Raw genomic sequence first — 22,986 nt, forward strand, 5'->3', positions numbered from 1 at the left:
CTTACTTCGAGTTGGCGGACACGTAGTTCACCGCGTCGCCCACGGTCTTCAGGTTGGCGAGCTCGTCGTCCGGGATCTTGACGCCGAACTTGTCCTCGGCCTGCACGGCGATCTCGACCATCGACAGCGAGTCGATGTCCAGGTCGTCCACGAACGACTTCTCGGCGGTGACGTCGTCCTGAGCCACACCGGCCACCTCTTCGACGATCTCGGCGAGGCCGGCGAGGATCTCAGCGTTGTCAGCCATTGGAGTTGTTCCCTTCTCGGTTCTTCTACAGGTCCACCTCGCGGGCACAGCGCCCGCGAGGGAAGTATCCATCAGGGGCAGACGAAGGCCTGCCCGGCATACGAGAGCCCGGCGCCGAAACCGATCGCCAGCACGACGTCGCCCGGCTTTGCGGTGCCCGCCTTGCGCATGTGGTCCAGCGCCAGCGGGATCGACGCGGACGAGGTGTTGCCGGAGTACTTGATGTCGTCGGCCACGACCATGTCCTCGCGCGCACCGGCGGCGCGCAGCTTCTTCGCGATCGACTCGACGATGCGCAGGTTGGCCTGGTGCGGGATCAGCACGTCCACATCGGACGGCTGAAGGCCCGCGGCCTCCAGCGCGCGCATCGCGATCGGCGCGATCTTCGTGGTCGCCCAGCGGAAGACCGACTGGCCCTCCTGGTAGATCCACTTCTCGTCGCGCATGTAGATCAGGTCCACGAGGTCGCCCGCGCTGCCCCAGACGACCGGGCCGATGCCCGGCTCGTCGGAGCCGCCGACCACCGCGGCGCCCGCGCCGTCGGCGAAGATGATCGCGTTGGCGCGGTCGGTCGGGTCCACCACGTCGGTGAGCTTCTCGGCGCCGATCACGAGCACCTTCTTCGCGGAGCCGGCGCGGATCAGGTCCGAGGCCACGCCGAGGCCGTAGCAGAAGCCGGCGCACGCGGCGTTGAGGTCGAAGGCGCCGGGACTCGGGATGCCGATCCGCGCCGCCACCTGCGCCGCGGCGTTCGGGATCTGCGAGGGCATCGTGCAGTTCGGCAGGATGACCGTGTCCACTTCGGACGGATCGACGCCCGCGTCTTCCAGCGCGGCGGTGCCGGCGGCGACGGCGAAGTCGACGAGCAGCTCGTCCTTGTTCCCGAAGCGGCGCTCGATGATGCCCACGCGCTCACGGATCCACTGGTCGTTGGTGTCCATGAGCTGCGAGAGGTCGTCGTTGGTCACGACCCTCTCCGGCTGGTGGCTGCCGACGCCGAGGATCCGGGTGCTGGCAGGGCCCGTGCTCTGGCGCAGGCTGGGACGGTCGGTCACTGGGCGTCCTCCTCGCGCAGCTTCGCCAGCTCGGCCGGCGTCTTCAGCGCGGTGGTTGTGGTGACGACGCCCTTGAGCTGGCGCTTGACCAGGCCGGTCAGCGTGCCCGCGGGCGCGAGTTCGACGGTGCTGCTCACGCCGAGCGACACGAGGCCGTCCATCGTGAGGTCCCAGCGCACGGGCCGGGTGACCTGCGCGAGGAGCCGCTCCAGGTACTCGGTGCCGCTGGTGACCACGGTGCCGTCGGCGTTCGACAGCAGCGGGCGCGTGGGGTCGGCCGGGGTGAGGCCGGCGGCGTGCTCGCGAAGGGCGTCTTCCGCCGGCGCCATGTATGGCGTGTGGAAGGCTCCCGCGACCTTGAGCGCACGGATCTTCGTGCCCTCCAGGGGTTCGGCGACGATCCGCTCGATCGCGTCGGCGGCGCCCGAGGCGACGATCTGGCCGGCGCCGTTGCGGTTGGCCGCGGCCAGCCCGCGCTCTTCGAGCCACGCGACGACCTGCTCGGGGTCACCGAGCATCACGGCCGCCATCGACGTCGGCTCCAGCGCGCAGGCCTTGGCCATCTCGGCGCCGCGCACCGCGGCCAGCGCCACGGCGTCGGCCGGGGTCAGCACCCCGGCGATCGCGGCGGCGGCGAGCTCGCCCACGGAGTGGCCGGCCACCGGCGCGTCGTCGGCGACCGGTGCCACCTGCTGCAGGCGCTCGAACGAGAGCAGCGAGAGCGCGACGATCAGCGGCTGCGCGACCGCGGTGTCCTGGATCTCCTCGGCGTCGCCTTCCGTGCCGAGCCGGACGAGGTCGAGCCCGGCGCGGGCCGACCACTCCTCGACGCGCGCGCGGGCGCCGTCGGTCTCGAGCCACGGGGAGAGCATGCCGGGGGCCTGTGAGCCCTGGCCTGGGGAGAGGACTGCTGCTGTCACGTCGTCTATGACACCACGGGCGGGGGTGCGCACCCAGATGCGGGCGGTCACCAAGTCCGTGCGGGGTTATTGGAGGAAACCTCCAAAGACCCGCGGTGGAACCTTGCCCTTAACCCAGATGCCTTGTGGGATTCAACCATCGCTTGCCGTGAAGTCTGTCACGGGACCGGTACCGTGCGCCAGAGGGTCACACCGTGTGACCGACCGGGGTCACCACAGGCCGCGGGCGCGGGCCAGCCTGCCGACGGTGAGCGCCGCCCGGAGCACGAACGCGTCCCGCGGCTCGGTGGGGTTGCGGCCGGTGAGCTCGGCCGCCTTGCGCAGCCGATACCGCACGGTGTTGGGGTGCACGAACAACGTCTGCGCGCAGCGTTCGAGCACGCCACCGCTCTCGAGGTAGGTCTCCACCGTGCGCTGCAACGCCGGGCCCGCCTCCTCCAGCGGCCGCGCCACGAGGTCCACCAGCAGGCGCTCGGCCTCGGGGTCACCCGACAGCGCGCGTTCGGGCAGGAGGTCGTCGGAGCGGACGGGCCGCGGCGCGCCCGGCCAGCCGACCACCGCGCGCAGGCCCGAAAGCGCCTCGGCCGCGCTGTGGTGCGCCTCGGCGAGCGACGGCACGGTCGGGCCGGCGACCACGGGACCGTCGGCGAACACCGCCGACATCCGCGAGAGCGTCTCGCGTTCCTTCACACCGCCTTCGGTCGGGCCGCCGATCACGATCACCAGCCGTGAGCCCTGCACCGACAGCAGCACGGGCCGGCCGACCCGTGCGGCGCGGCTGCGGACCTCGAACACCACCGTCGGCGGGTCCTCCGAAGGCGGGTTGCCCACGATCACCGTCGCGGCCGACGCGGGGTCCCAGCCGAGCGCGGCCGCGCGCGAGAGCACGGCCTCCTCGGCGTCGCCGCGCACGATGCCGTCGACGACGAGGGCCTCCAGCCGCGCGTCCCACGCGCCGCGCGCCTCGGCCGCCGCCGCGTAGGAGTTGGCCGCGGCGAACGCGATCTCCCTGCCGTAGCGCAGGATTCCCTCGATCAGAGCCGCGCGTTCGGTCTCGTTCGCGGCGAACTCCGGCAGCTGTTCCTCGAACTGCTCGATCGCGAGCCGCACCATGCTCACGGCCTGGCGCAGCGAGATGTAGCGCGACAGCTCGGCCGGCGCGTCGCGGAACGCCTCGGTGGTGAGCTTGAGCGCTTCCTTCGAGTCGCGCAGCCAGTCGACGAACCCCGCCGCGCCCGCCTGCGTGATCAGCAGCACGCTGGCGCGCTGGTCGGCGGGCAGCCGCCCGAACCACACCAGCCGGCGTTCCATCACCGCGACGCTCGCGCTCGCGAGCCGCCCCGAGGCGTGGTCGAGCGAGCGCAGCGTCTTCGCGGACAGCCCGTGGTGCTTGGGGACCCGGCGCCCCGTCGTCTCTGCCATTCGTTCCGATCCTCCGCTGGAATCCTAGTTGGACATTCGATCGGCAACTTTCGGCGGCGGACACGCAACCCGGGGCGCTAGGCACCGTCCGGCGGGATCTCTACGATCCGTAACCGGTGATGCACGTCACCGAGATCCGACAACAAGGGGGAAAGGGCCGATGCCAGAGCCCGGACTGGAGATCGATGCGATCTCCAAACGCTACGGCACCGTCGTGGCACTGGAGAAGATGACTTTCGACGTGCGGCCCGGCGAGCTGTTCGGTTTCGTCGGCAGCAACGGCGCGGGCAAGACCACCACGATGCGCATCGCGCTGGGGGTGCTGAGCGCGGACGCGGGCGAAGTCCGCTTCGCGGGTTCGCCCATCACGCACGAAACCCGGCGCCACATCGGGTACATGCCGGAAGAGCGTGGTTTATACCCCAAGATGAAGGTGGGTGAGCAGCTGACGTACCTCGCGCGGCTGCACGGCATGTCGGCGGCCGAAGCAAAGGCGTCGACCGAGCGCTGGACCGAACGCCTGGGTGTGGCCGCGCGCCTCGGCGACGAGGTCGAGAAGCTCAGCCTCGGCAACCAGCAGCGCGTGCAGCTCGCGGCCGCGCTGGTGCACGAGCCGCGCATCCTCGTGCTGGACGAACCGTTCTCGGGCCTGGACCCGGTCGCGGTCGACGTGATGAGCAAGGTGCTCAAGGAGAAGGCGGCCGACGGCGTGCCCGTCGTGTTCTCCAGCCACCAGCTGGATCTGGTGGAGCGCCTCTGCGACCGCATCGGGATCGTCCGGAGTGGACGGATGGAGGCGATGGGCACCGTCTCGCAGCTGCGGGCGGGCGGCGCCGTGCGGCTGCTCGTCGACGCGCCGCAGGCGGCCGACGGCTGGGCCGCGAACCTGCCCGGCGTCACGGTGCTGGGCCGCGACGGCTCGGTGACCGAGCTCGAACTGGCCGACGGTGCCGACGACCAGGTCGTGCTGCGCGCGGCCCTGGCGACCGGGCCGGTGCGCGAGTTCGCGCGCAAGCTCCCGTCGCTGACCGATCTGTTCCGTTCCGTCGTCACCGAGCACCACCACGAGGAGGCGGCGGCATGAGCACGCCCGACGTCCGCATGAGCCCGCTGGCCGGGGTCGGCCTGGTCGCTTCGCGCGAGATCGGCACGCGGCTGAAGTCCAAGGCCTACCGGATCAGCACACTCGTGCTGCTCATCCTCATCGTCGCCGCGGTCGTGGTGCTGAAGCTCGTGGGCGGCAGCAGCGGTCCCGACGCGACCGTCGGTTACGTACCGGCCGCGGCACCACTGTCGGCGCCGCTCACGGCGATCGGGAAGTCGGTGGGGCAGGACATCGCCACGCAGCCCGTCTCCGATGCGCAGGCCGGGATCGCGAAGCTGAAGGACGGCTCGCTCGACGCGCTGCTGGTCCAGGGCGCGGACCGGGTGCACGTGCAGGTCGAGAAGGACCTCGACGGCAATCTCAAGAACGTGCTCACGGTGCTCGCGGGCCGCGTGGCGCAGAACACGGAGATCCTCGCGCAACACGGTGATCCGGCGAAGGTGGACGCCGCCGTCGCGAGCGCGAGCGTCGACGAGCTGCCGCCGCTGGAGAAGCCGTACGACTACGACAGCCAGCAGCTCGTGCTCGGCATCATCGCGGGCATCCTCATCTACATGTCGCTCCTGCTCAACGGCCAGAGCGTGGCGCAGGGCGTGGTCGAGGAGAAGACGTCTCGCGTGGTCGAGCTGCTGCTGTCCACCATCCGGCCGTGGCAGCTGATGGCGGGCAAGGTGCTCGGCATCGGCACGGTCGGGTTGATCCAGATGCTCGTGATCGGGGTGGTCGGCATCGCCGCGGGCCTGGGGACGGGGGTGCTCACCATCTCGGCGTCGGCGGCGATCGGCACCGTCGTCTGGCTGGTGGTGTGGTACCTGCTCGGGTTCTTCATGTATTCGATCGTGTTCGCGGCGCTCGGCGCGCTCGTGTCGCGGCAGGAGGACGTGAGCGGCGCCGTGTCGCCGGCCCTGATGCTGGTGATCGCCGGCTACGTGGTGGGCATCTCGGTGCTGCCCTCGGACCCGTCGAACAAGTTCGCCGAAATCCTGTCCGTGATTCCGGTCTTCGCGCCGACGCTGATGCCGATGCGGCTCGCCATGGGTGGCGTGCCCGTGTGGGAAGCCGTGGTGTCGGTGGGACTCGTGGTGCTGCTGATTCCGCTTTTGATCTGGCTGGCCGCGCGGATCTACCGCAACGCCGTGATGCGCACCGGTGCGAAGGTGAAACTGCGTGACGCGCTGCGCGCGGCCTGAGTGTCCGTTCGGTGAACGCGTGTCGTCGCCCTGTGAAACCCGAAGGACGCCGAAACCTCGAAGGGCGCTGAAAGCCCTGAAGGGTCCGGCGAAACCTGAAGCGTATTCGCAGGGCGACGACGCGAACACCCGCTGAATACGCCCGGCGGTAAATCCCGCAAATGCTCGAGGCCGCCCGGCGCTTGCGGTTTACGCTGCGCCGGACGGCCTCGTCTCCCCGGTCCCCACCGGTAGTACAAGTATGGCCGCGATTGATCTTCCGGCGCCAGTCGTCTCACTCGATCGTGGTGCAACGCACTCCCGCTGGCTGGGTACCTGATCATCGACCCGCTGCAACGGCCCGCAGCCGGGAATCCACGACGAAGGGAGCCAGCGTGGGTGAGCAACTCAAGGACGGACTCGGACAGGCCTGGAATCTGGTGGCCACGTTCGTCCCGAAACTCGTCGGTTTTCTGATCATCCTGCTGATCGGCTGGCTGATCGCGAAAGCGGTGTCCAAAGCGCTGTCACTGGTGCTCGGAAAACTCGGATTCTCCCGGCTCGTCGAGAAGACGGGGCTGACCGGAATGATGAAGCAGGCGAATGTCGACGCCACCGGCATCCTCGTGAAACTGGTCTACTACTTCATTCTGCTGATCGCGCTCCAGCTGGCGTTCGGCGTGTTCGGAGAGTCGAATCCGGTCAGCCAGCTGCTCAACGACATCATCGCGTTCCTGCCGCGGATCGTGGTGGCGCTGGTGCTCGTCGTCGTGGCGGCCGCCATCGCGAAGGTCGTGCGTGACGTCGTGAACTCGGCGATGTCCACGCGGCCCGTGGGCCGGCTGCTCGGCACCGTCGCCTACTGGCTGATCATGGCGTTCGGCATCATCGCCGCGCTGGGCCAGGTCAACATCGCCACCGCCATCACCGGCCCGGTGCTCATCACGGTGCTGGCGACCATCGGCGGCGTGATCGTGGTCGGCTTCGGCGGTGGTCTCATCAAGCCCGCGCAGGACCGCTGGGGTGGCTGGCTCGCCAACCTGCAGGGGCAGCTGAGCGCGGGCAACGGCGGTGGTCAGCGCCAGGTCGGTGGCCGGCCGCAGGCCCAGACCACGCAGGCCCAGACCACGCAGGCCCAGACCACCCAGGCCCAGGCTCAGACCACACAGACCCGCACGCAGCCGGTTCAGCCGGGAAACGGCCACCAGGCCGCGAACGACACCCCGACCCCGCCGGTCGGGTTCAACCGCGTCGATCGCTGATCCGGCGCGGTTCGGCAGGCCCGGTGCATCGGGAGGGCACCGGGCCTGTCCGCGTGCTGGGACGGTGTCGCCCGCCTCACACCCCGGGGAATCCCGCGCCCGCGCCCGGTGTTGGCGCCAGAGTTACCTGGGGGCCGAGAAAGGGTGCGGACGTGGACTTCCTGCTGCAGCACGGTGTCACGGTGTTCGGCCAGTGGATCTCGATCGCGGAGCTCGCGGGGCAGGTGCTCGCGCTCGCGGTCGTGTTCCTCGCCGACCGGCGGACGCTGTGGACCTGGCCCGTGCAGGTCGGCGCGACGATTCTGCTGTTCTCCGTCTACGTTTCCGCGCACCTCGGCGGCCTGGCCAGCCGGCAGATCGCCATCCTCGTGATCTCGCTCTACGGCTGGTGGGCGTGGCGCCGCCGCACCGACCCGGTCAACGGCGTGGTCGTGCGCACGGGCCGGCCCGCCGAGCGCTGGGCGATGGCCGGTGCGTTCGCCGTCGGCACCGTCGCGATGGCGCTGGTGCTGCAGGCGCTGAACGCGTCGTGGGCGCCGTGGCCGGACGCCGCGATCTTCATCGGCACGCTCGTCGCCTTCGGTGCGCAGGGCGCGGGGCTGGTCGAGTTCTGGGGTGTGTGGCTGGTGGTCGACGCGATCGGCGTGCCGCTGCAGATCTCCTCGGGCCTGTACTTCTCGGCCGCGATCTACCTCGTCTTCGCGGTGCTCGTCGTGCACGGCTGGTGGAACTGGAACCGCTCGGCCAAGCGCGTGGCCGCGCACCGGGCGGTCACGGCAGCATCCAGCTGAGCACCGGGGTGCTCTGCCCGAACACGATCAGGCACATCACCAGCAGCAACCCCACGCTCCACGGCAGCACCTTGCGCAGCAGCTTGCCCTCTTCGCCCGGCAGGTTGGCCGCGACGCACGCGATGGTCAGGTTCTGCGGCGAGATCATCTTGCCCAGCACGCCGCCCGAGCTGTTCGCCGCGGCCAGCAGGTCGGCGCGCAAGCCCGTCTGGTGCGCGGCCGTGACCTGCAGGGCGCCGAACAACGCGTTGGCCGAGGTGTCCGAACCCGAGACGGCGACGCCGAACCAGCCGAGCACGGGGGAGAGGAACGCGAGCCCGGCGCCGGCCGCGGCGATGAACGTGCCGATGGTGGTCGTCTGGCCGGACAGGTTCATCACGTAGGCCAGCGCGAGCACCCCGGTCACGGTGACGATGGCGAACCGCAGCTCCTTCACCGTCGCCAGCCACTCCCGCCCGGCCGTGCCCGCGGCGACCTTGAGCGCCACGAGCGTGAGCAGCCCCGCGATCAGCACGAGCGTGCCGCCGGTGTTGAGGAACGGCAGTGAGAACGTGTTGCCGGACACGGCTTTGCCGTCCGGGCCGTGCACGTCGAGGCCGGGCCAGTGGAACTTCCAGGTGGCCGCGTCGAGCAGCTTCTTGATCGGCGGCACCTGCGCGAGCGAGAAGATCACGATGATCAACGCATACGGCAGGTAGGCGCGCACGACCTCGCCCCGCTCGTCGGGCCGGTCGAGCGTCGCGGTGCGCGGGCCGGTGAGCACCTGCGCGCGGACCTCCGCGGGCACCACGCGGCGCGTCATCGGCAGCGCCACGAGCGCGGCCGCACCAGCCAGGGCCGCGCCGATGTCGGCCAGCTGCGGCGAGACGAAGTTCGAGGCGAGGAACTGCACCACGCCGAACGCGACGCCGCACACCAGCGCCGGCACCCACGTCTCGCGCAGGCCGCGCTTCCCGTCGACGATGATCACCAGCAGCAGAGGTACGAACAACGCCAGCAACGGCGTCTGCCGCCCGACGATCGACGACACCTGCTCCAGCGGCAGCCCCGTCACCTGCGCCAGCGTGACCACCGGTGTGCCCATCGCGCCGAACGCCACCGGCGCGGTGTTCGCGACCAGCGCCACCACGGCGGCCTTGCCCGGCCCGAACCCGACGGCCACGAGCATCACCGCGCTGATCGCCACGGGCGCGCCGAAGCCGGCCAGCGCCTCCATCAGCGCGCCGAAGCAGAAGGCGATGATCAGCGCCTGCAGCCGCGGGTCGTCGGAGATCCGGCCGAACGAACGGCGCAGCACGTCGAAGTGACCCGTGTGCACGGTGATCCGGTAGACCCACAGCGCGTTGACCACGATCCACAGGATCGGGAACAGCCCGAACGCCGCCCCTTGCAGCGCCCCGGAAATCGCTTGCCCGACGGGCATTCCGTACACGGCGATGCCGACCACCAGCGCCACGACCAGCCCGATCAACGCGGCGTGGTGCGCCTTGGTCCGGACCACCCCCAGCAGCACCAGCACCACGGCCAGCGGCACCACCGCGACGAGCGCCGAAAGCCCGAGACCACCGAGCGGAGCCACGTCCTGCACGAACACGCCGACCTCCGGGGGGACCGCTGTTTCCGGATCGCGGAAACAGCCTTTCACGAGGTGGCTGAGATACTCGTCACAGACCCACCGGTACGTCAACCCGGTGTCGCACGTCTGGACCAATGCCGCAAAGCGACATTGGGTGTGTTGGGCGCACCGAACGCGGCATTCGGTGCAGCAGGGCATCGAATGCCGCGTTCAGGCTCGGCAGAAGATCAGCGCAGGGTCACGTGCGAAGGCCGCAGGTCCTCGACGCGGCGCACGCCCAGCAGCTGCATGGTCCGGATCATTTCCGTGCGCAGGATGTCCACGCAGCGCTGCACGCCGCGCTCGCCGCCGGCCATCAGGCCGTAGAGGAACGCGCGGCCCACGAGCACGAAGTCGGCGCCGCGCGCGATCGCGGCCACGATGTCGCCGCCGGAGAGGATGCCGGTGTCGACCCACACCTCGGCGGTGCCCTGGATCTCGTCGAGCACCGCGGGCAGCAGCTCCAGCGGCGTCGGCGCGCGGTCGAGCTGGCGGCCGCCGTGGTTGGACAGGACCACGCCGTCGGCGCCGTGCTTCACCACGTCTCGCGCGTCGGCCACGTTCTGCACGCCCTTGACCACGAGCTTGCCGGGCCAGGTGCGGCGCACCCAGTCGAGGTCGTCGAAGTCGAGCGTCGGGTCGAAGAGCTGGGCCAGCAGCTCGGCCACGGTGCCGTCGAAGTGGTTCAGCGAAGCGAAGTTCAGCGGCTCGGTGGTGAGCAGGTTGAACCACCACGCGGGGTGCATCGCGCCGTCGGCGAACGTCTTGAGCGTGAGCGCCGGCGGGATGGTGAGCCCGTTGCGCACGTCGCGCATCCGCGCGCCGGCCACCGGGGTGTCGACGGTGAGCAGGAGGGTGTCGTAGCCGTTCTCCCACGCGCGATTCATCAGATCTTCGCCGGCGCCGTGGTCGCGCCACACGTAGAGCTGGAACCACTTGCGCGCCTCCGGGGCCGCCGCGGCGAGGTCCTCGATGGAGGTGGTCGCCATCGTCGAGAGGCTCATCGGGATGCCGTTGCGCTGCGCCACGCGGGCCACGGCGCTCTCGCCCTCGTGCTGCATCATCCGCGTGAACCCGGTGGGCGCGAAGCCGAACGGCAGCGCCGAGGTCTTGCCGAGCACGGTCCGCGTGGTGTCCACATCGGACACTCCGCGCAGCACGTTGGGGTGGAACTCCACGCGCCGGTAGGCCTGCCGGGCACGCAAGAGGCTGTCTTCGAGCTCGGCCGCACCGTCCGTATAGTCGAACGCGGCGCGGGGCGTGCGCTTGCGCCCGATCATCCGCAGGTCGGCGATCGTGTGCGCGCTCGACAGGCGCCGCTCGGTCGGGTTCAGCACGATCGGCTTCGGCCGCAGGATCTGCTTCAGTTCGCTCGGCCGCGGCAGACGACGCTGGGTCACGCTCGATCACCCTTCCTCAGGCGCTGGGTACCTCAAGGCTTGGATACATCCGATGTCTAGCTTAGTGGGCTCGGGCCTCGAAACAGCAAGACCCTCCAGGCCATTGTCCGGCCCGGAGGGTCTTGCGGCGACTACTGCTTACGCGTTGCCGGAGTCCGACGTCTGCGGGTCGGCGGCCGAGACGTCGTCGAGCCGGTAGCGGCGCACCGCTTCGGTCACCTTGTCCTGCGCGACCTCGCCGCGCTTGGCGAGCGCCGTGAGGGCGCCGACCACGATCGACTGCGCGTCCACGAGGAACTTGCGCCGGGCGGCCGGGCGGGTGTCGGAGAAACCGAACCCGTCGGTGCCGAGCGTGAGCATGTCGGTGGGCACCCACGGGCGGATCAGGTCCGGCACCGCGCGCATCCAGTCCGACACCGCGACGACCGGCCCGTTGACGCCCGAGAGCGCCTTCGTCACGTACGGCACGCGAGGGCTGTCGGCCGGGTGGAGCAGGTTGTCGTGGTCGATCTCCACGGCCTCGCGGCGCAGCTCGGTCCACGACGTGGCCGACCACACCGCCGCGCGCACGCCCCACTCGTCGGCCAGCAGCTGCTGGGCCTTGAGCGCGTCCGGCATCGTGACGCCGGAGACCAGGATGTGCGCCTCCGGGCCGTCGCCCGCCGGGGCGTCGGCGTACTTGTAGAGCCCCTTGAGCAGGCCGTCGACGTCGAGGTTCTCCGGCTCGGCGGGCTGCTGGTAGGGCTCGTTGTAGATCGTCAGGTAGTAGAAGATGTTCTCGCCGTTGCCGTGCGGCCCGGTCTCGCCGTACATGCGCCGCAGGCCGTCGCGGACGATATGGGCGATCTCGAACGAGTAGGCCGGGTCGTAGGCCACGACCGCCGGGTTGGTCGCCGACAGCAGCAGCGAGTGCCCGTCGGCGTGCTGCAGGCCCTCACCGGTCAGCGTGGTGCGGCCCGCGGTGGCGCCGAGCACGAAACCGCGCGCCATCTGGTCCGCCGCCGCGTACAGGCCGTCGCCGGTGCGCTGGAACCCGAACATCGAGTAGAAGATGTAGATCGGGATCATCGGCTCGCCGTGCGTGGCGTACGAGGTGCCGACGGCCGTGAACGACGCGGTGGAACCCGCCTCGTTGATGCCCTCGTGCAGCAGCTGGCCCTTCTCGGACTCCTTGTAGGCCAGCATCAGGCTCGCGTCGACCGACGTGTACGTCTGGCCGTGCGGGTTGTAGATCTTGGCCGTCGGGAACATCGAGTCGAGACCGAACGTGCGGGCCTCGTCCGGGATGATCGGCACGACGCGCTTGCCGATCTCCGAGTCCTTCGCGAGCTCGCGCACGAGCCGGACGAACGCCATGGTCGTGGCGACTTCCTGCTTGCCCGAGCCCTTCCGGATGCCCTCGTAGACCTTGTCGCCCGGCAGCACGAGCGCCTTGGCGTGCTTCGGCCGGCGCTCGGGCAGGTAGCCGCCCAGCGCCTTGCGGCGGCCGATCATGTACTCGATCTCGGGCGAGTCGGGGCCCGGGTGGAAGTACGGCGGCAGCTTCGGGTCGCGCTCGAGCTCGGCGTCGCTGATCGGGATGCGCTGGGCGTCGCGGAACAGCTTCAGGTCGTCGAGCGTGAGCTTCTTCATCTGGTGCGTGGCGTTGCGGCCCTCGAACGCCGGGCCGAGGCCGTAGCCCTTGATGGTGTGGGCGAGGATCACCGTCGGCTGGCCGTGGTGCTCCATGGCCGCCTTGTACGCGGCGTACACCTTGCGGTAGTCGTGGCCACCGCGCTTGAGGTTCCAGATGTCGGCGTCGGAGAGGTCCTTGACCAGGTCCTTCGTCCGCGGGTCGCGGCCGAAGAAGTGCTCACGCACGTACGCGCCGTCATTGGCCTTGTACGTCTGGTAGTCGCCGTCCGGCGTCACGTTCATCAGGTTGACCAGGGCGCCGTCGCGGTCGGCGTGCAGCAGCGAGTCCCACTCGCGGCCCCAGATGACCTTGATCACGTTCCAGCCCGCGCCGCGGAAGTACGACTCGAGCTCCTGGATGATCTTGCCGTTGCCGCGCACCGGGCCGTCGAGCCGCTGCAGGTTGCAGTTGATCACGAAGGTCAGGTTGTCGAGGCCCTCGCCCGCGGCCACGTGGATGAGGCCGCGCGACTCCGGCTCGTCCATCTCGCCGTCGCCGAGGAACGCCCAGACGTGCTGGTCGTTGGTGTCCTTGATGCCGCGGTCGCGCAGGTAGCGGTTGAACCGGGCCTGGTAGATGGCGTTCATCGGGCCGAGGCCCATCGACACCGTGGGGTTCTCCCAGAAGTCCGGCATCAGCCGCGGGTGCGGGTACGACGGCAGGCCGCCGCCCTCGCCGGCGTGGCTGTACTCCTGGCGGAAGCCGTCGAGCTGCTGCTCGGACAGGCGGCCCTCGAGGTAGGCCCGCGCGTACATGCCCGGGGAGGCGTGGCCCTGGAAGAAGACCTGGTCACCGCCGCCGGAGTGGTCCTTGCCGCGGAAGAAGTGGTTGAAGCCCACCTCGTACAGCGCCGCGGACGAGGCGTAGGTCGAGATGTGGCCGCCGACGCCGACGCCCGGCCGCTGCGCGCGGTGCACCATGATCGCGGCGTTCCAGCGGATGTAACGGCGGTAGCGGCGCTCGATCTCCTCGTCGCCGGGGAACCACGGCTCGTTCTCCGTGGGGATGGTGTTCACGTAGTCCGTGGACGTGAGCGCGGGCACGCCGACGTTGCGCTCGCGGGCGCGCTCCAGGATGCGCAGCATCAGGTAACGGGCGCGCTGCTGGCCACCCCTGGCCAGCGCCTCGTCGAAGGAGTCGAGCCACTCGGCGGTCTCCTCCGGGTCGATGTCGGGCAGGTGCGCCGCGAGTCCGTCACGGATGACGCGTACTCGTGCCGGGGTCTCCTTGCCGGAGGCGCCGTCGTTCTGCGGGGCCAAGGGGTCTCCTTGTAGCTGGTTGTAGCCGTTGTAGCTGCTGGGCGGGAGTGCACGCCGATTCCCATCGTCGTCCCCGGCCCGGCTCCCGTCACCTTTACTGTCCGGTAACAAGGGTCGCCCCGAGTGCACCACTCCCCGCGTGCGGTGTATCGCGCGCGCGTTTCTTCTCCACAACACTAGAGGAGAGGTTTCCGGGGGTTGCCGGAGCGGTCGTGCGACACTGCCCACAGACACCTGTCCCGGGGTCACCGAAGACCCCGGGGGGCCTCCACGCTGCGACACGACTTGTCAAAGATCCGGTGTGGACGGTTGCGCGCAGCGCCGCGCCAGTGTTCGCTATCGAACAACCGTGTACCCGAGTGTGGTGGCCGGCGCAGCTTCACCTGCGTCACCGACCACCGCGCTCCGTCGTAGTTGGAGGAGTGGAAGCAGTGGTCGCCGCGGGAGACGCAGGCACTGCCGGCGTCGCCGAGAGCCTTGGCATCAAGCCGGACATGGTGGTCCAGGAGATCGGCTGGGACGAGGACGTCGACGACGACGTCCGCGCGGCGATCGAGGAGGCGATCGGCGCCGAACTCCTCGACGAGGACGCCGACGAAGTCATCGACGTCGTGCTGCTCTGGTGGCGCGAAGACGACGGCGACCTGGGCGACGCCCTGGTCGACGCCCGTGGTCCGCTGGACGAGAACGGCGTGATCTGGGTGCTGACGCCCAAGACGGGTCAGCCCGGGCACGTCGAGCCCAGTGAGATCGCCGAAGCCGTGCCCCAGGTCGGTCTGTCGCAGACCGCCAACATCAGCGTGGGAGCCGACTGGCTCGGGACCCGCCTGGTGTCGCCGAAGTCCTCGAAGGCGAAACAGCGGTGAACCCGGGCCTGCGCGGCTGACACGATAGGGTTGTCGGCGCAGGTTTCGTGATCGCTTTCGGAGAGGATTCGCCGCATGGCCGTCGAGGTCGGTACGCCAGCCCCGGACTTCACGCTCAACGACTACAACAAGCAGCCCGTCACGCTGTCGTCGTTCAAGGGCGACAAGCCGGTTCTGCTGGTCTTCTTCCCGTTCGCGTTCAGCGGGACCTGCACCGGCGAGCTCTGCCAGCTGCGCGACGAGTTCGCCGACTACGACACCCAGGGCGTCCAGATCCTGGGCGTCTCCGTCGACGCGGTCTTCTCGCTGAAGGTGTGGGCCGAGCAGCAGAACTACCAGTTCCCGCTGCTCTCGGACTTCTGGCCCCACGGCGCGGTCGCCCAGACCTACGGCGTCTTCAACGACAAGGCCGGCATGGCCCTGCGCGGCACGTTCCTCATCGACACCGACGGCATCGTCCGCTTCGCCGAGGTCAACCAGCCCGGCGAAGCCCGCGACCAGTCGGCGTGGAAGAAGGCCGTCGCCGAACTGGCCTGACTTTTCCGGCGGAACCCCGCATCGGCCTTCGACGCGGGGCTCCGCCGCCGGGCGCATAGCTCAGCGGAAGAGCACTCGGTTTACACCCGAGCGGTCGCAGGTTCGAACCCTGCTGCGCCCACGCCGGGGCTTGGGGCGAACTGTGTTCGCGGAATGCGCGAACCGGGGGCGCCCCGGCGTCGTCTTTTTGGGGGTGCAACCCCCAAACCCCGCCCGGCGGGCTTCGCCCCCGGACCCCGAGTTGTGGTCACCTTGGGTGGGTTCTCCCAGCCCCAGCGTGGTCACCTTGGGTTGGTTCCGTCCGTGTTCGCGGAGTGCGCGGGCGGGGCGTCTCGCGGTTCTTTTTGGGGTGCAACCGGCAAGCCCCGCCTGATGGGCTGCGCTTCCGGACCCCCGCGGTGGTCGTCTCGGGTGGGTTCCGTCTGTGTTTGCGGAAGGCGCGGGCGGGGCGTCACGCGGTTCTTTTTGGGGTGCAACCCGCAAACCCCGCCTGATGGGCTGCGCTTCCGGACCCCCGCGGTGGTCGCCTCGGGTGGGTTCCGTCTGTGTTCGCGGAAGGCGCGGATCGGGTCATCCCGCGGTGTTTTGGGGTGCAACCCCAAGCCCCGCCTGGTGGACTTCGCCTCCGGTGGTCGTCTTGGGTGGGTTCCAGGCGCAGCGGTGGTCGCCTCGCGTGGGCTCCGTCGGTGTTTGCGGGGCGCGCGGATCGGGTCGTTCCGCGGTGTCTTTGGGGTGCACCCCCCAAGTTCTGCCCGGGTGGCCCCGGGCCCCGGCCGTGGTCGCCTTGGGTGGTTTGGCGCCGGCAGTGGGGGACTTCGGTGGTCCCGGCGCTGGATGCTCGGTTCTCTGGGTGAGTCGTGTTCGCGGAGCGGGCGGGCGGGGCGTCTCGCGGTGACTTGTGGCGGTGCAAGCCGAGGATTCCTCCTGGTGGGCTTCGCCCCGGGCGCCCACGGTGGGTCGTATTTGTCCGATCGGTAACGGTTGGCGATCGGTTGGCCACAAGGCGCTTCGCGGTGAGGGGGCGGCCCTACGCTGGTCCGGGCGTGATCGGGCGGCGCCGGGCCGTGATGGGGGACGTGTGGACGCGCAGCGTGCGTATCGGCGGGTCAGCTGGACGTTCGGGTTCTTCGCCCTGCTGTTCTGCACCTCCGCGGGCACCGCGGTGGTCGCGGAGGGGGCGTTGCGGGGGCCGGGCGTGTCGTGGCCGCCGGTGCTGGTGCTGGCGGTCGTCGCAGTCGTCGGGGTGGTCGTGCTCCGGGGCGGGCGGAAGGTGGCGTCGCGGCGGTACGTCGAGAGCGCGCTGCGGCGGGGGCGGGCCGGGTTTTCGCCGGCGTTCCCGTTCACGCTGGCCGCGTGGGTGCTGGCCGGCGCGGGCTTCGGTGGGCTCGCCGGCACCGCGGTCGTGGCCGCCGACCTCGGCGACGCCTCCTCGCGCGCGCACCTGCAAGCCCTCGTGGACTTCTCGCGGCCGATCCTGCTGCTCTTCACGAGCCTCGTCGTCCTCGCCGCCGCGGGCTACTACTCGTGGCGCTTCCGGGAACGCCACGAACTCCTGACGCTGCAGGCGGCGGGGATCGCGGTCGTGGTCGAGCCCGAGGCGCCGCGGCCGATGAAGGTCACCCGGATGTGGCTCGTCGGCACGCTCGTCGACGCACTGCTCTTCGCGGGCGCGATCGTGCCCCGGCTGCTGTCCGACGACGACCGCCCGACCTCGGACGAGCTCACCACGGGCGGCTTCAACGTCGTCGCCGGACCGGCGGTCGTGAGCTTCTCGATCCTGCTGCTCATGCTCGCCAACTGGTCGACGCGCCGGCCCGCGCTGCGGGCGCTGCTGCACCCGGCGTCCCTGGCCGCGATCGGCCTCGTGCTGCTCGGCTACGGGCTCGACAGCGGGGCCGGCCTGACCGTCGTGGGCACCGTCCTCGGCGTCGCCGGAATCCTGCTCGGCTCGGCCACCTGCCTGAACATCATGACCCGCGGCGCCCAGCCCTGGATGGGCCTGCTGTACCTCGCCGGCAACTACGTCTACGGCTACCTCATCGCCCCGAACGGCGACTACGTCCTCCCGCAGGGTGTCACCGGCTGGATCATCGCCCTCCTGGCCGCGGCCTACGCGATCCGCGAAGCGGTCAAGCACTACCGGGAGTGGACCACGGTGGAGCCGATCTGACGCCGGCGCCCGGAGCCGGGCCTGCCCCCTCGGCAGGCCCGGCCGCGCGGTGCGCGTCGCGGGCGAACGTGGAGTAGGAGGCCCGGCGGGAGCCGGTGGATACGTCGAGCACTGCGGCAAACGGGTGAACCTTCAGGCGGCGGTCCACGCGTGTTCGGTCAGGCTCGGGTGCAGGGGAGCGGCCACGAGCCGGTTGGCGAACGTCGAAAGCGTGTACGCGCCGATCCCCAGCACGACCTCGAGCGCCTGTCGCGGGATGTAGCCGGCGGCGAGGAACGCGTCGAGGTCGGCGGCAGGCACGTCACCGGTCGTCGCGAACGTCGTCAACGCGAACCGGCGCAGCGCCTCCAGTCTCGGAATCGGCAGGGGCTCCGCCGCGCGCAACGCCGCGATCAGCGAAGCCGGCGCGTCGAGCTGCACCAGCTTCGCGGTGTGCAGCGCGACGCAGAAGTGGCAACCGTTGCGCGTGGACACCACGAGGATCAGCGTCTCGCGCTCCAGCGGCGACAGCGTGGTGGTCTCGAACAGGGCGCTCAGCTTGAGGAACCCGTTCAGCAGCTCCGGCGACGTCGCCAGCCGGGCGACGGCGGCGGGTAGCGAGCCGAACTGGGCTTCGGTCGCCGCCAGGGCGCGGCGGGCGGCCGGCGGGGCGGTCTCGGCGGTGTGCTCGGGGAAGTGCGGCACGGAACCCTCCTGGGGTAAAGTCGTCAACGTGGTTGTCGAATTCCAGAAGGTAAAGCTGGTTGTCGAATTTGGCAAGCGGCATGGCTGACGCGCCCGGCTTCGAGCTGCCGTTGCTGCTGTTCTCGGGCTTCCGCGCACTGATCGACGACCTGCACGCCGAGCTCGCTCGCCAGGGTCACCCCGACGTGCGCCCCGCGTTCGGCTTCGCGATGCAGGCCATCGGGCCGCGCGGGGCCACCGCGTCGGAGCTGGGCAAGCGGCTCGGCGTCTCGAAACAGGCCGCGGGCAAGACCGTCGACCGCCTGGAGGAGCTCGGGTACGCCGAGCGCGCCGACGACCCCGAAGACGCCCGCCGCAAGCTCGTGCGGCTCACCCCGCGCGGCCTCGACTCCCTCACCCGCTCCGCCGCCATCTTCGACACGCTGCGCGCGAACTGGGTCGCTCAGCTCGGCGCCGACCGCGTCCGCGCCCTCGAAGCCGACCTGCGCACCATGACCGGCGGCGGCTTCCGGCTCGACGTCGCGGGCTGGTTCGCCGGCTAGCGCGACTCCTGCGCCAGCTTCGCCACCTCGCTCGTCAGCAGGTCGATCTCGCCCTCGGTGTTGTAGTAGTGCACCGACGCGCGGACGAGGTCGGGCAGGTCGCGGGCGGTGAAGTCGTACTGTGCCGAGGTTGCGTGGATCACGCTCGTGTTGATCTTCGCGGCCGAAAGCCGCACCTTCACCTGCTCCGCGCCCAGGCCGTCGAGGCTGAACGCGACGAGCCCGCACTTGCGCGCGCCGACGTCGTGCAGGCGCACGCCGTCGAGCTCGCCGAGGCGGCCGCGCAGTGTCGCGCCCAGCTCGGCCACGCGGTGCTCGATCGCCGGCAGGCCCCATTCGAGCGCGTAGTCGACGGCCGCGCCGAGCCCGAGCACGGCCGCGTAGTCGCGTTCCCACACCTCGAACTGCTTCGCTGTCGGGTCCACCACGAACTCGCCGGGCGACTCCCAGCTGGCCGAGTGCAGGTCGAGCATCGCCGGCTCGAGCCGCTCGCGCAGCCGCGGGTGCACGTAGAGGAACCCGGTGCCGCGCGGCCCGCGCAGGTACTTGCGGCCGGTGGCCGAGAGCGCGTCGCACTGCAGCAGCTCGACGTCGAGGTCGAGCTGCCCGGCCGACTGGCACGCGTCGAGCAGGAAGGGGATCCCGGCCTCGCGCGCGACCTTGCCGATCTCCTCGGCCGGGTTCACCAGGCCGCACTGCGTCGGTACGTGGCTCACGGCGATCAGCTTCACGTCGTCGTCGATCAGGCGGCGCAGGTCGGCCACGTCGAGCTGGCCGGTCTCGTCGTCGGCGACCACCTCCACGCGCGCGCCGGTGCGGCGCGCCACCTGGAGGTAGGCGATCGCGTTGCTCGCGTACTCGGCGCGGGAGGTGAGGATCTTCTCGCCCGGGCCGAAGTGCAGCGCGTAGAAGACCGCCTGCCACGAGCGTGTCGCGTTGTCGGTGATCGCGATGTCCTCGGGTGCGGCGTTGATCAGCCGCGCCACGGACGTGTACACGGCTTCGGTGCGCTCGGCCGCCGCCGCGGCGGCCTCGTAGCCGCCGACCAGCGCTTCGGCTCGCAGGTAGTCGACCATCGTGTCGGTGACGCGGGCCGGCGGGAGCGCCGAACCGGCGTTGTTGAAGTGGACGACGCCGGTGCAGCCGGGCGTCTCGGCGCGGGCGCGGGCCACGTCGGCGGGCTGGATGACCATGTGAACTGAATACAGTAGGGCCAGTCTGTATGCAATACTGCGCGGATGACCAAGCGACTCCTGCGAGGTGAGCTCATCGAGGAGATCACCACGCGCGTGCTCGACGGCCGGCTGGACGCCCGGATCAACGAGGTGCACCTCGCGCGCGAGCTCGGCGTGAGCCGCACGCCGCTGCGGGAAGCGCTGATCGGGCTCGCCGACCGCGGGCTGCTCGTAGCCGCGCCCGGCCGCGGGTTCCTCGTCGCACCGCTCGACCCGGAGGAGGCCAAGCGGCTCTACCCGCTGGTCGCCGAACTGGAGTCGCTCGCCCTGCGCTGGACCTCGCCGCTGGATCTGACGCTGCTGCCGGACGCGCTCGACGCGATCGCGGACGAGATGACGGCCCTGCCCGCCGGCGCCGATCTGTCCGCTGTGGACGATCGCTGGCACGAGCTGCTGCTCTCCCGCTGCGGCAACCCGCACCTGCTGCGCTTGATCGAGCAGACGAAACCCTTGCTGAAACGCTACGAATCCGTGTACTTCGGCGGCCCCGAACGAGCCGCCGAGAGCATCGCCGAGCACCGGGCGATCGCCGGCGCGCTGCGCTCCGGCGACGTGCCCGGCGCGACGACGCTGCTCGTCCGCAACTGGGTCAAAGCACTGGCGTACCTCGAACGGAGCTGAACGCATGAAGGTCTTCGCGCACCTGTCGGACATCCACCTCGACGGCGGCGACCGCGCCGACGCGCGCACCGCCGCGGTGTTCGACTACCTGCGCGAACTCGCGGTCGAGGCGGTGTTCGTCACCGGCGACGTCGCCGACCACGGCCTGCCCGAGGAGTACCGCCGCGCGGCCGAGCTGCTCAAGCACTCCGCGCCCGTGCTCACGTGCCCCGGCAACCACGACGTGCGTGAGGCCTTCCGCGAGGTCCTGCTCGGCGAGCCGGCGGGCGCCGGCCCGGTGAACGTCGCCACCGACGTGAACGGCGTCCTCGTGGCCATGTGCGATTCCACGATCCCCGGCAAGGGCGCGGGTCACCTCGAAGACGCGACGCTCGCGTGGCTCGACGAAGTGCTCTCCGCCCACGACGGACCCGCGTTCGTCGCCTTCCACCACCCGCCGGTCGAGATCGGCATCCCGCTCGTGGACGCCATCCGCCAGACCGGCGAAGACCGCCTCGCCGAGGTCCTGCGCCGGCACCCGGACGTGCTCGCACTGCTGTGCGGCCACGTCCACACCGGCGCCGCCACGACGTTCGCGGACGTGCCCGTGCGCATCGCCCCCGGCGTGGTCTCCGGGTCACTGCTGCCGGTCGAGCCCGGTGCCGGCCGCGGCTGGGACGAAGGCGGCCCGCTCGATTTCGACCGGCCGCCGTCGCTGCTGCTGCACGTGCTGCACGACGACGGCCGGCTCACCACCCACCAGCGGGTGGTGCCGTTCAGCGGCTGAAGACGGGCAGCGTGACCCGCGACGGGTGGGCCGCGTCGTGGAAGATCTCGAACCGGTTCGCCTTGCCGTCGACGGCACTGGCCACCGGTTCGCCCGTGCCGTGGTTGCGGGCAAAGCGCGGGAACGCGCCGCCCGCCACCTGCACGCGAAGCCGGTGGCCGCGGCGGAACCGGTAGGCCGTGGGGTCGAGCCGCAGCTGCGCGGTCACGATCCCGTCGGCGTCCGCCTCGGGCGCGCCGGGCCGCAGCCGCAGGATGCCGTCGGTGACGTTGCGGGAGCGGCCGTCCTGGTCGACGTCGCAGATCCGCGCGTACACGTCGGCGTGGCCCAGTTCGGTGCGCACGAACACGGTGGCGCTCACCTCGCCGATCACGTCGAGGTCGGCGATCAGCGGTTCGCCGGTGAACACGAGCACGTCGTCCCGGGCCTCGACCTCGTTGTTGTCCTGCTGCTTGTTGATGCTCGTCAGCAGCGGACCGCCGACCGCGGGAGTCGGGTCGGCGGGGTCGTAGGTGAACGCGGTGGGCCGGGCCTCGCCGTCGACCACCTCACCGAGGCCGCCGATCGGGCGCAGGTGCGAGTCGGTGGCCGTGGACTCGGGCGGCCACGCGTCGAAGTCGAGCCAGGTCGCCGCCTGCTGCAGGTACAGCCGCACGGGGGAGCGCTGCAGCTGCACGCGGTCGTCGAGCAGGTGCGCGCGCAGGAACCCGACCTGGTCCTGCACGGAGATCCGCAGGCTGGCCGGGTCGCCGTGGGCCCACGGCCCGATGGTGATCCGCGGCGCGCGCCCCGCGTCCTGCAGCGTCCGGAAGTCCCGCAGCTGGCCCTGGATGAACAGGTCGTACCACCCGGTGACCATGCTGACGGGCACGGTGAGCCCGGCGACTTCCGCGCTGTGGTCGGACATGGCCCAGTAGCCGTCGTCCGGTTCGGCGTGGGTGGTCACGTCGCGCAGGAACAGCACCTGCTTGCCGATCGCGGCCACGTCGGCGGCGTTCAGCGGCAGGTGCGCCATCGCGCGGCGCGTCTTGCGCTTCTGCACGGGGTTCGGCAGGCCCGCGAACCGTTCCTCCTGCCGGCCGATCATGGCCGACCACGACACCATGTTGTCGGCCGCGAGCACCCCGCCCGGGTAGAACGTGCTCACGAACTCCGAAGCCGTCACGCCCAGTGCCATGGCCTCGAGCGGCGGGTCGAGGTAGGGCCCCATAGCCCACTGCGTGTGCCCGAGGTAGCTCAGGCCCGCCGTCGCCAGCCGCCCGTCGCACCACGGCTGCGCGCGCAGCCACTCGGCGGTGGCGAGGCCGTCTTCGCGTTCGAGGTGGAACGGACGGAACTCGCCTTCGGAGCCGAACGTGCCCCGCGTGCTCTGGACCACCGTCTGCAGGCCGTGGCGCGCGAAGACGCTGCCGAAGAGCGCCGCGATCGGCCCGGTGCGCCCGTACGGCGTGCGCACGAGCACCACCGGGCCGGAGCGCTGGCCGGCCGGTGTGTACCGGTCGGCCACGAGGTGGACCCCGTCGGGCATGGGTATCCGCAGGCCCTTGGTGGCGACGGGGGCGGGGCCCTCCGCCTTCGGGAGACCGAGCAGGAGGTCGGCAATGCGCTGCAGCACAGGTTTACCCCTTTCACCGAGCCGGACGCG

Annotated in this window: 20 protein-coding genes and 1 tRNA gene; 11 read left to right on the top strand and 10 right to left on the bottom strand. The window is 70.7% G+C overall.

The genetic code is table 11. The features are described 5' to 3' along the window. Nucleotide 1 precedes the first annotated feature (1 nt). From ACQPXB_RS11400 to ACQPXB_RS11415, 4 genes are all read right to left on the bottom strand, one after another. Nucleotides 2-247 (bottom strand): acyl carrier protein, encoded by a 246-nt coding sequence (locus ACQPXB_RS11400; RefSeq protein ID WP_004559006.1) that lies wholly within the window; start codon nucleotides 245-247, stop codon nucleotides 2-4. Between the two features lie 71 nt (nucleotides 248-318). Next, on the bottom strand, nucleotides 319-1,302 hold the full coding sequence (locus tag ACQPXB_RS11405; protein WP_432851355.1) for a beta-ketoacyl-ACP synthase III: 984 nt from the start codon (nucleotides 1,300-1,302) through the stop codon (nucleotides 319-321). Continuing rightward, nucleotides 1,299-2,222, bottom strand: a complete 924-nt coding sequence (locus ACQPXB_RS11410; protein ID WP_354884121.1) for an ACP S-malonyltransferase — start codon at nucleotides 2,220-2,222, stop codon at nucleotides 1,299-1,301. Before ACQPXB_RS11410 ends, ACQPXB_RS11405 begins: the two co-directional genes overlap by 4 nt. 210 nt (nucleotides 2,223-2,432) lie before the next feature. After that, the gene (locus ACQPXB_RS11415; protein WP_386948000.1) at nucleotides 2,433-3,644 is read right to left on the bottom strand and encodes a PucR family transcriptional regulator; all 1,212 of its coding nucleotides are present in this window, start codon (nucleotides 3,642-3,644) and stop codon (nucleotides 2,433-2,435) included. 160 nt (nucleotides 3,645-3,804) lie between these two features. Here ACQPXB_RS11415 and ACQPXB_RS11420 point away from each other — a divergent pair, with 160 nt between their 5' ends. From ACQPXB_RS11420 to ACQPXB_RS11435, 4 genes are all read left to right on the top strand, one after another. Next, complete coding sequence (locus ACQPXB_RS11420; protein ID WP_366581065.1) at nucleotides 3,805-4,728, top strand: ABC transporter ATP-binding protein; 924 nt, start codon at nucleotides 3,805-3,807, stop codon at nucleotides 4,726-4,728. Then, the gene (locus ACQPXB_RS11425) at nucleotides 4,725-5,939 is read left to right on the top strand and encodes an ABC transporter permease (protein ID WP_432851358.1); all 1,215 of its coding nucleotides are present in this window, start codon (nucleotides 4,725-4,727) and stop codon (nucleotides 5,937-5,939) included. Before ACQPXB_RS11420 ends, ACQPXB_RS11425 begins: the two co-directional genes overlap by 4 nt. Before the next feature lie 374 nt (nucleotides 5,940-6,313). After that, nucleotides 6,314-7,180: a mechanosensitive ion channel family protein gene (locus tag ACQPXB_RS11430; protein ID WP_432851360.1), complete on the top strand. Its 867-nt coding sequence runs from the start codon at nucleotides 6,314-6,316 to the stop codon at nucleotides 7,178-7,180. A gap of 152 nt (nucleotides 7,181-7,332) precedes the next feature. Beyond that, a complete protein-coding gene (locus ACQPXB_RS11435) occupies nucleotides 7,333-7,971 on the top strand; it encodes a nicotinamide mononucleotide transporter family protein (protein WP_432851362.1) in 639 nt (212 codons plus the stop codon). Here the strand turns inward: ACQPXB_RS11435 and ACQPXB_RS11440 are convergent. The 3 genes from ACQPXB_RS11440 to aceE all read right to left on the bottom strand — a co-directional run bounded on the left by ACQPXB_RS11440 (nucleotide 7,952) and on the right by aceE (nucleotide 13,920). Then, on the bottom strand, nucleotides 7,952-9,565 hold the full coding sequence (locus ACQPXB_RS11440) for an L-lactate permease (protein WP_432851364.1): 1,614 nt from the start codon (nucleotides 9,563-9,565) through the stop codon (nucleotides 7,952-7,954). The two genes, ACQPXB_RS11435 and ACQPXB_RS11440, sit on opposite strands and share 20 nt — an antisense overlap. A gap of 209 nt (nucleotides 9,566-9,774) precedes the next feature. After that, nucleotides 9,775-10,986 (bottom strand): alpha-hydroxy acid oxidase, encoded by a 1,212-nt coding sequence (locus tag ACQPXB_RS11445; protein ID WP_366581075.1) that lies wholly within the window; start codon nucleotides 10,984-10,986, stop codon nucleotides 9,775-9,777. A 138-nt stretch (nucleotides 10,987-11,124) separates the two neighbouring features. After that, nucleotides 11,125-13,920, bottom strand: a complete 2,796-nt coding sequence (gene aceE / locus ACQPXB_RS11450) for a pyruvate dehydrogenase (acetyl-transferring), homodimeric type (RefSeq protein WP_432851366.1) — start codon at nucleotides 13,918-13,920, stop codon at nucleotides 11,125-11,127. A gap of 431 nt (nucleotides 13,921-14,351) precedes the next feature. On the opposite strand from aceE, the gene ACQPXB_RS11455 reads away from it, so the two are divergent. From ACQPXB_RS11455 to ACQPXB_RS11470, 4 genes are all read left to right on the top strand, one after another. Continuing rightward, a complete protein-coding gene (locus ACQPXB_RS11455; protein WP_285969388.1) occupies nucleotides 14,352-14,786 on the top strand; it encodes a DUF3052 domain-containing protein in 435 nt (144 codons plus the stop codon). Nucleotides 14,787-14,861: 75 nt separating this feature from the next. Further along, nucleotides 14,862-15,323, top strand: a complete 462-nt coding sequence (locus ACQPXB_RS11460; protein ID WP_432851369.1) for a peroxiredoxin — start codon at nucleotides 14,862-14,864, stop codon at nucleotides 15,321-15,323. Between the two features lie 49 nt (nucleotides 15,324-15,372). Beyond that, nucleotides 15,373-15,444: transfer RNA gene (locus ACQPXB_RS11465), tRNA-Val, on the top strand. Nucleotides 15,445-16,401: 957 nt separating this feature from the next. Next, nucleotides 16,402-17,493, top strand: a complete 1,092-nt coding sequence (locus ACQPXB_RS11470) for a hypothetical protein (RefSeq protein ID WP_432851371.1) — start codon at nucleotides 16,402-16,404, stop codon at nucleotides 17,491-17,493. 132 nt (nucleotides 17,494-17,625) lie between these two features. Here the strand turns inward: ACQPXB_RS11470 and ACQPXB_RS11475 are convergent, their stop codons facing one another. Beyond that, complete coding sequence (locus tag ACQPXB_RS11475; RefSeq protein WP_432851373.1) at nucleotides 17,626-18,177, bottom strand: carboxymuconolactone decarboxylase family protein; 552 nt, start codon at nucleotides 18,175-18,177, stop codon at nucleotides 17,626-17,628. Nucleotides 18,178-18,257: 80 nt separating this feature from the next. Between ACQPXB_RS11475 and ACQPXB_RS11480 the strand changes: the two genes are divergently transcribed. After that, nucleotides 18,258-18,719 carry a MarR family winged helix-turn-helix transcriptional regulator gene (locus tag ACQPXB_RS11480; protein WP_432851375.1) on the top strand — a complete coding sequence of 154 codons (462 nt, stop codon included), beginning with the start codon at nucleotides 18,258-18,260 and terminating at the stop codon, nucleotides 18,717-18,719. On the opposite strand, the gene ACQPXB_RS11485 is transcribed toward ACQPXB_RS11480, so the two are convergent. Continuing rightward, nucleotides 18,716-19,912: an aminotransferase class V-fold PLP-dependent enzyme gene (locus tag ACQPXB_RS11485; protein WP_386947982.1), complete on the bottom strand. Its 1,197-nt coding sequence runs from the start codon at nucleotides 19,910-19,912 to the stop codon at nucleotides 18,716-18,718. The genes ACQPXB_RS11480 and ACQPXB_RS11485 overlap by 4 nt on opposite strands. Nucleotides 19,913-19,957: 45 nt before the next feature. Here ACQPXB_RS11485 and ACQPXB_RS11490 point away from each other — a divergent pair, with 45 nt between their 5' ends. Both ACQPXB_RS11490 and ACQPXB_RS11495 read left to right on the top strand, forming a co-directional pair. Continuing rightward, on the top strand, nucleotides 19,958-20,575 hold the full coding sequence (locus ACQPXB_RS11490; RefSeq protein ID WP_366581089.1) for a GntR family transcriptional regulator: 618 nt from the start codon (nucleotides 19,958-19,960) through the stop codon (nucleotides 20,573-20,575). A gap of 4 nt (nucleotides 20,576-20,579) precedes the next feature. Next, nucleotides 20,580-21,341 carry a metallophosphoesterase gene (locus tag ACQPXB_RS11495; protein WP_432851378.1) on the top strand — a complete coding sequence of 254 codons (762 nt, stop codon included), beginning with the start codon at nucleotides 20,580-20,582 and terminating at the stop codon, nucleotides 21,339-21,341. On the opposite strand, the gene ACQPXB_RS11500 is transcribed toward ACQPXB_RS11495, so the two are convergent. Then, the gene (locus ACQPXB_RS11500; protein WP_432851380.1) at nucleotides 21,331-22,956 is read right to left on the bottom strand and encodes a CocE/NonD family hydrolase; all 1,626 of its coding nucleotides are present in this window, start codon (nucleotides 22,954-22,956) and stop codon (nucleotides 21,331-21,333) included. The genes ACQPXB_RS11495 and ACQPXB_RS11500 overlap by 11 nt on opposite strands. Nucleotides 22,957-22,986: the final 30 nt, after the last annotated feature.

This window comes from Amycolatopsis sp. CA-161197 (genome assembly GCF_050942255.1).
Classification (GTDB): Bacteria; Actinomycetota; Actinomycetes; order Mycobacteriales; family Pseudonocardiaceae; genus Amycolatopsis.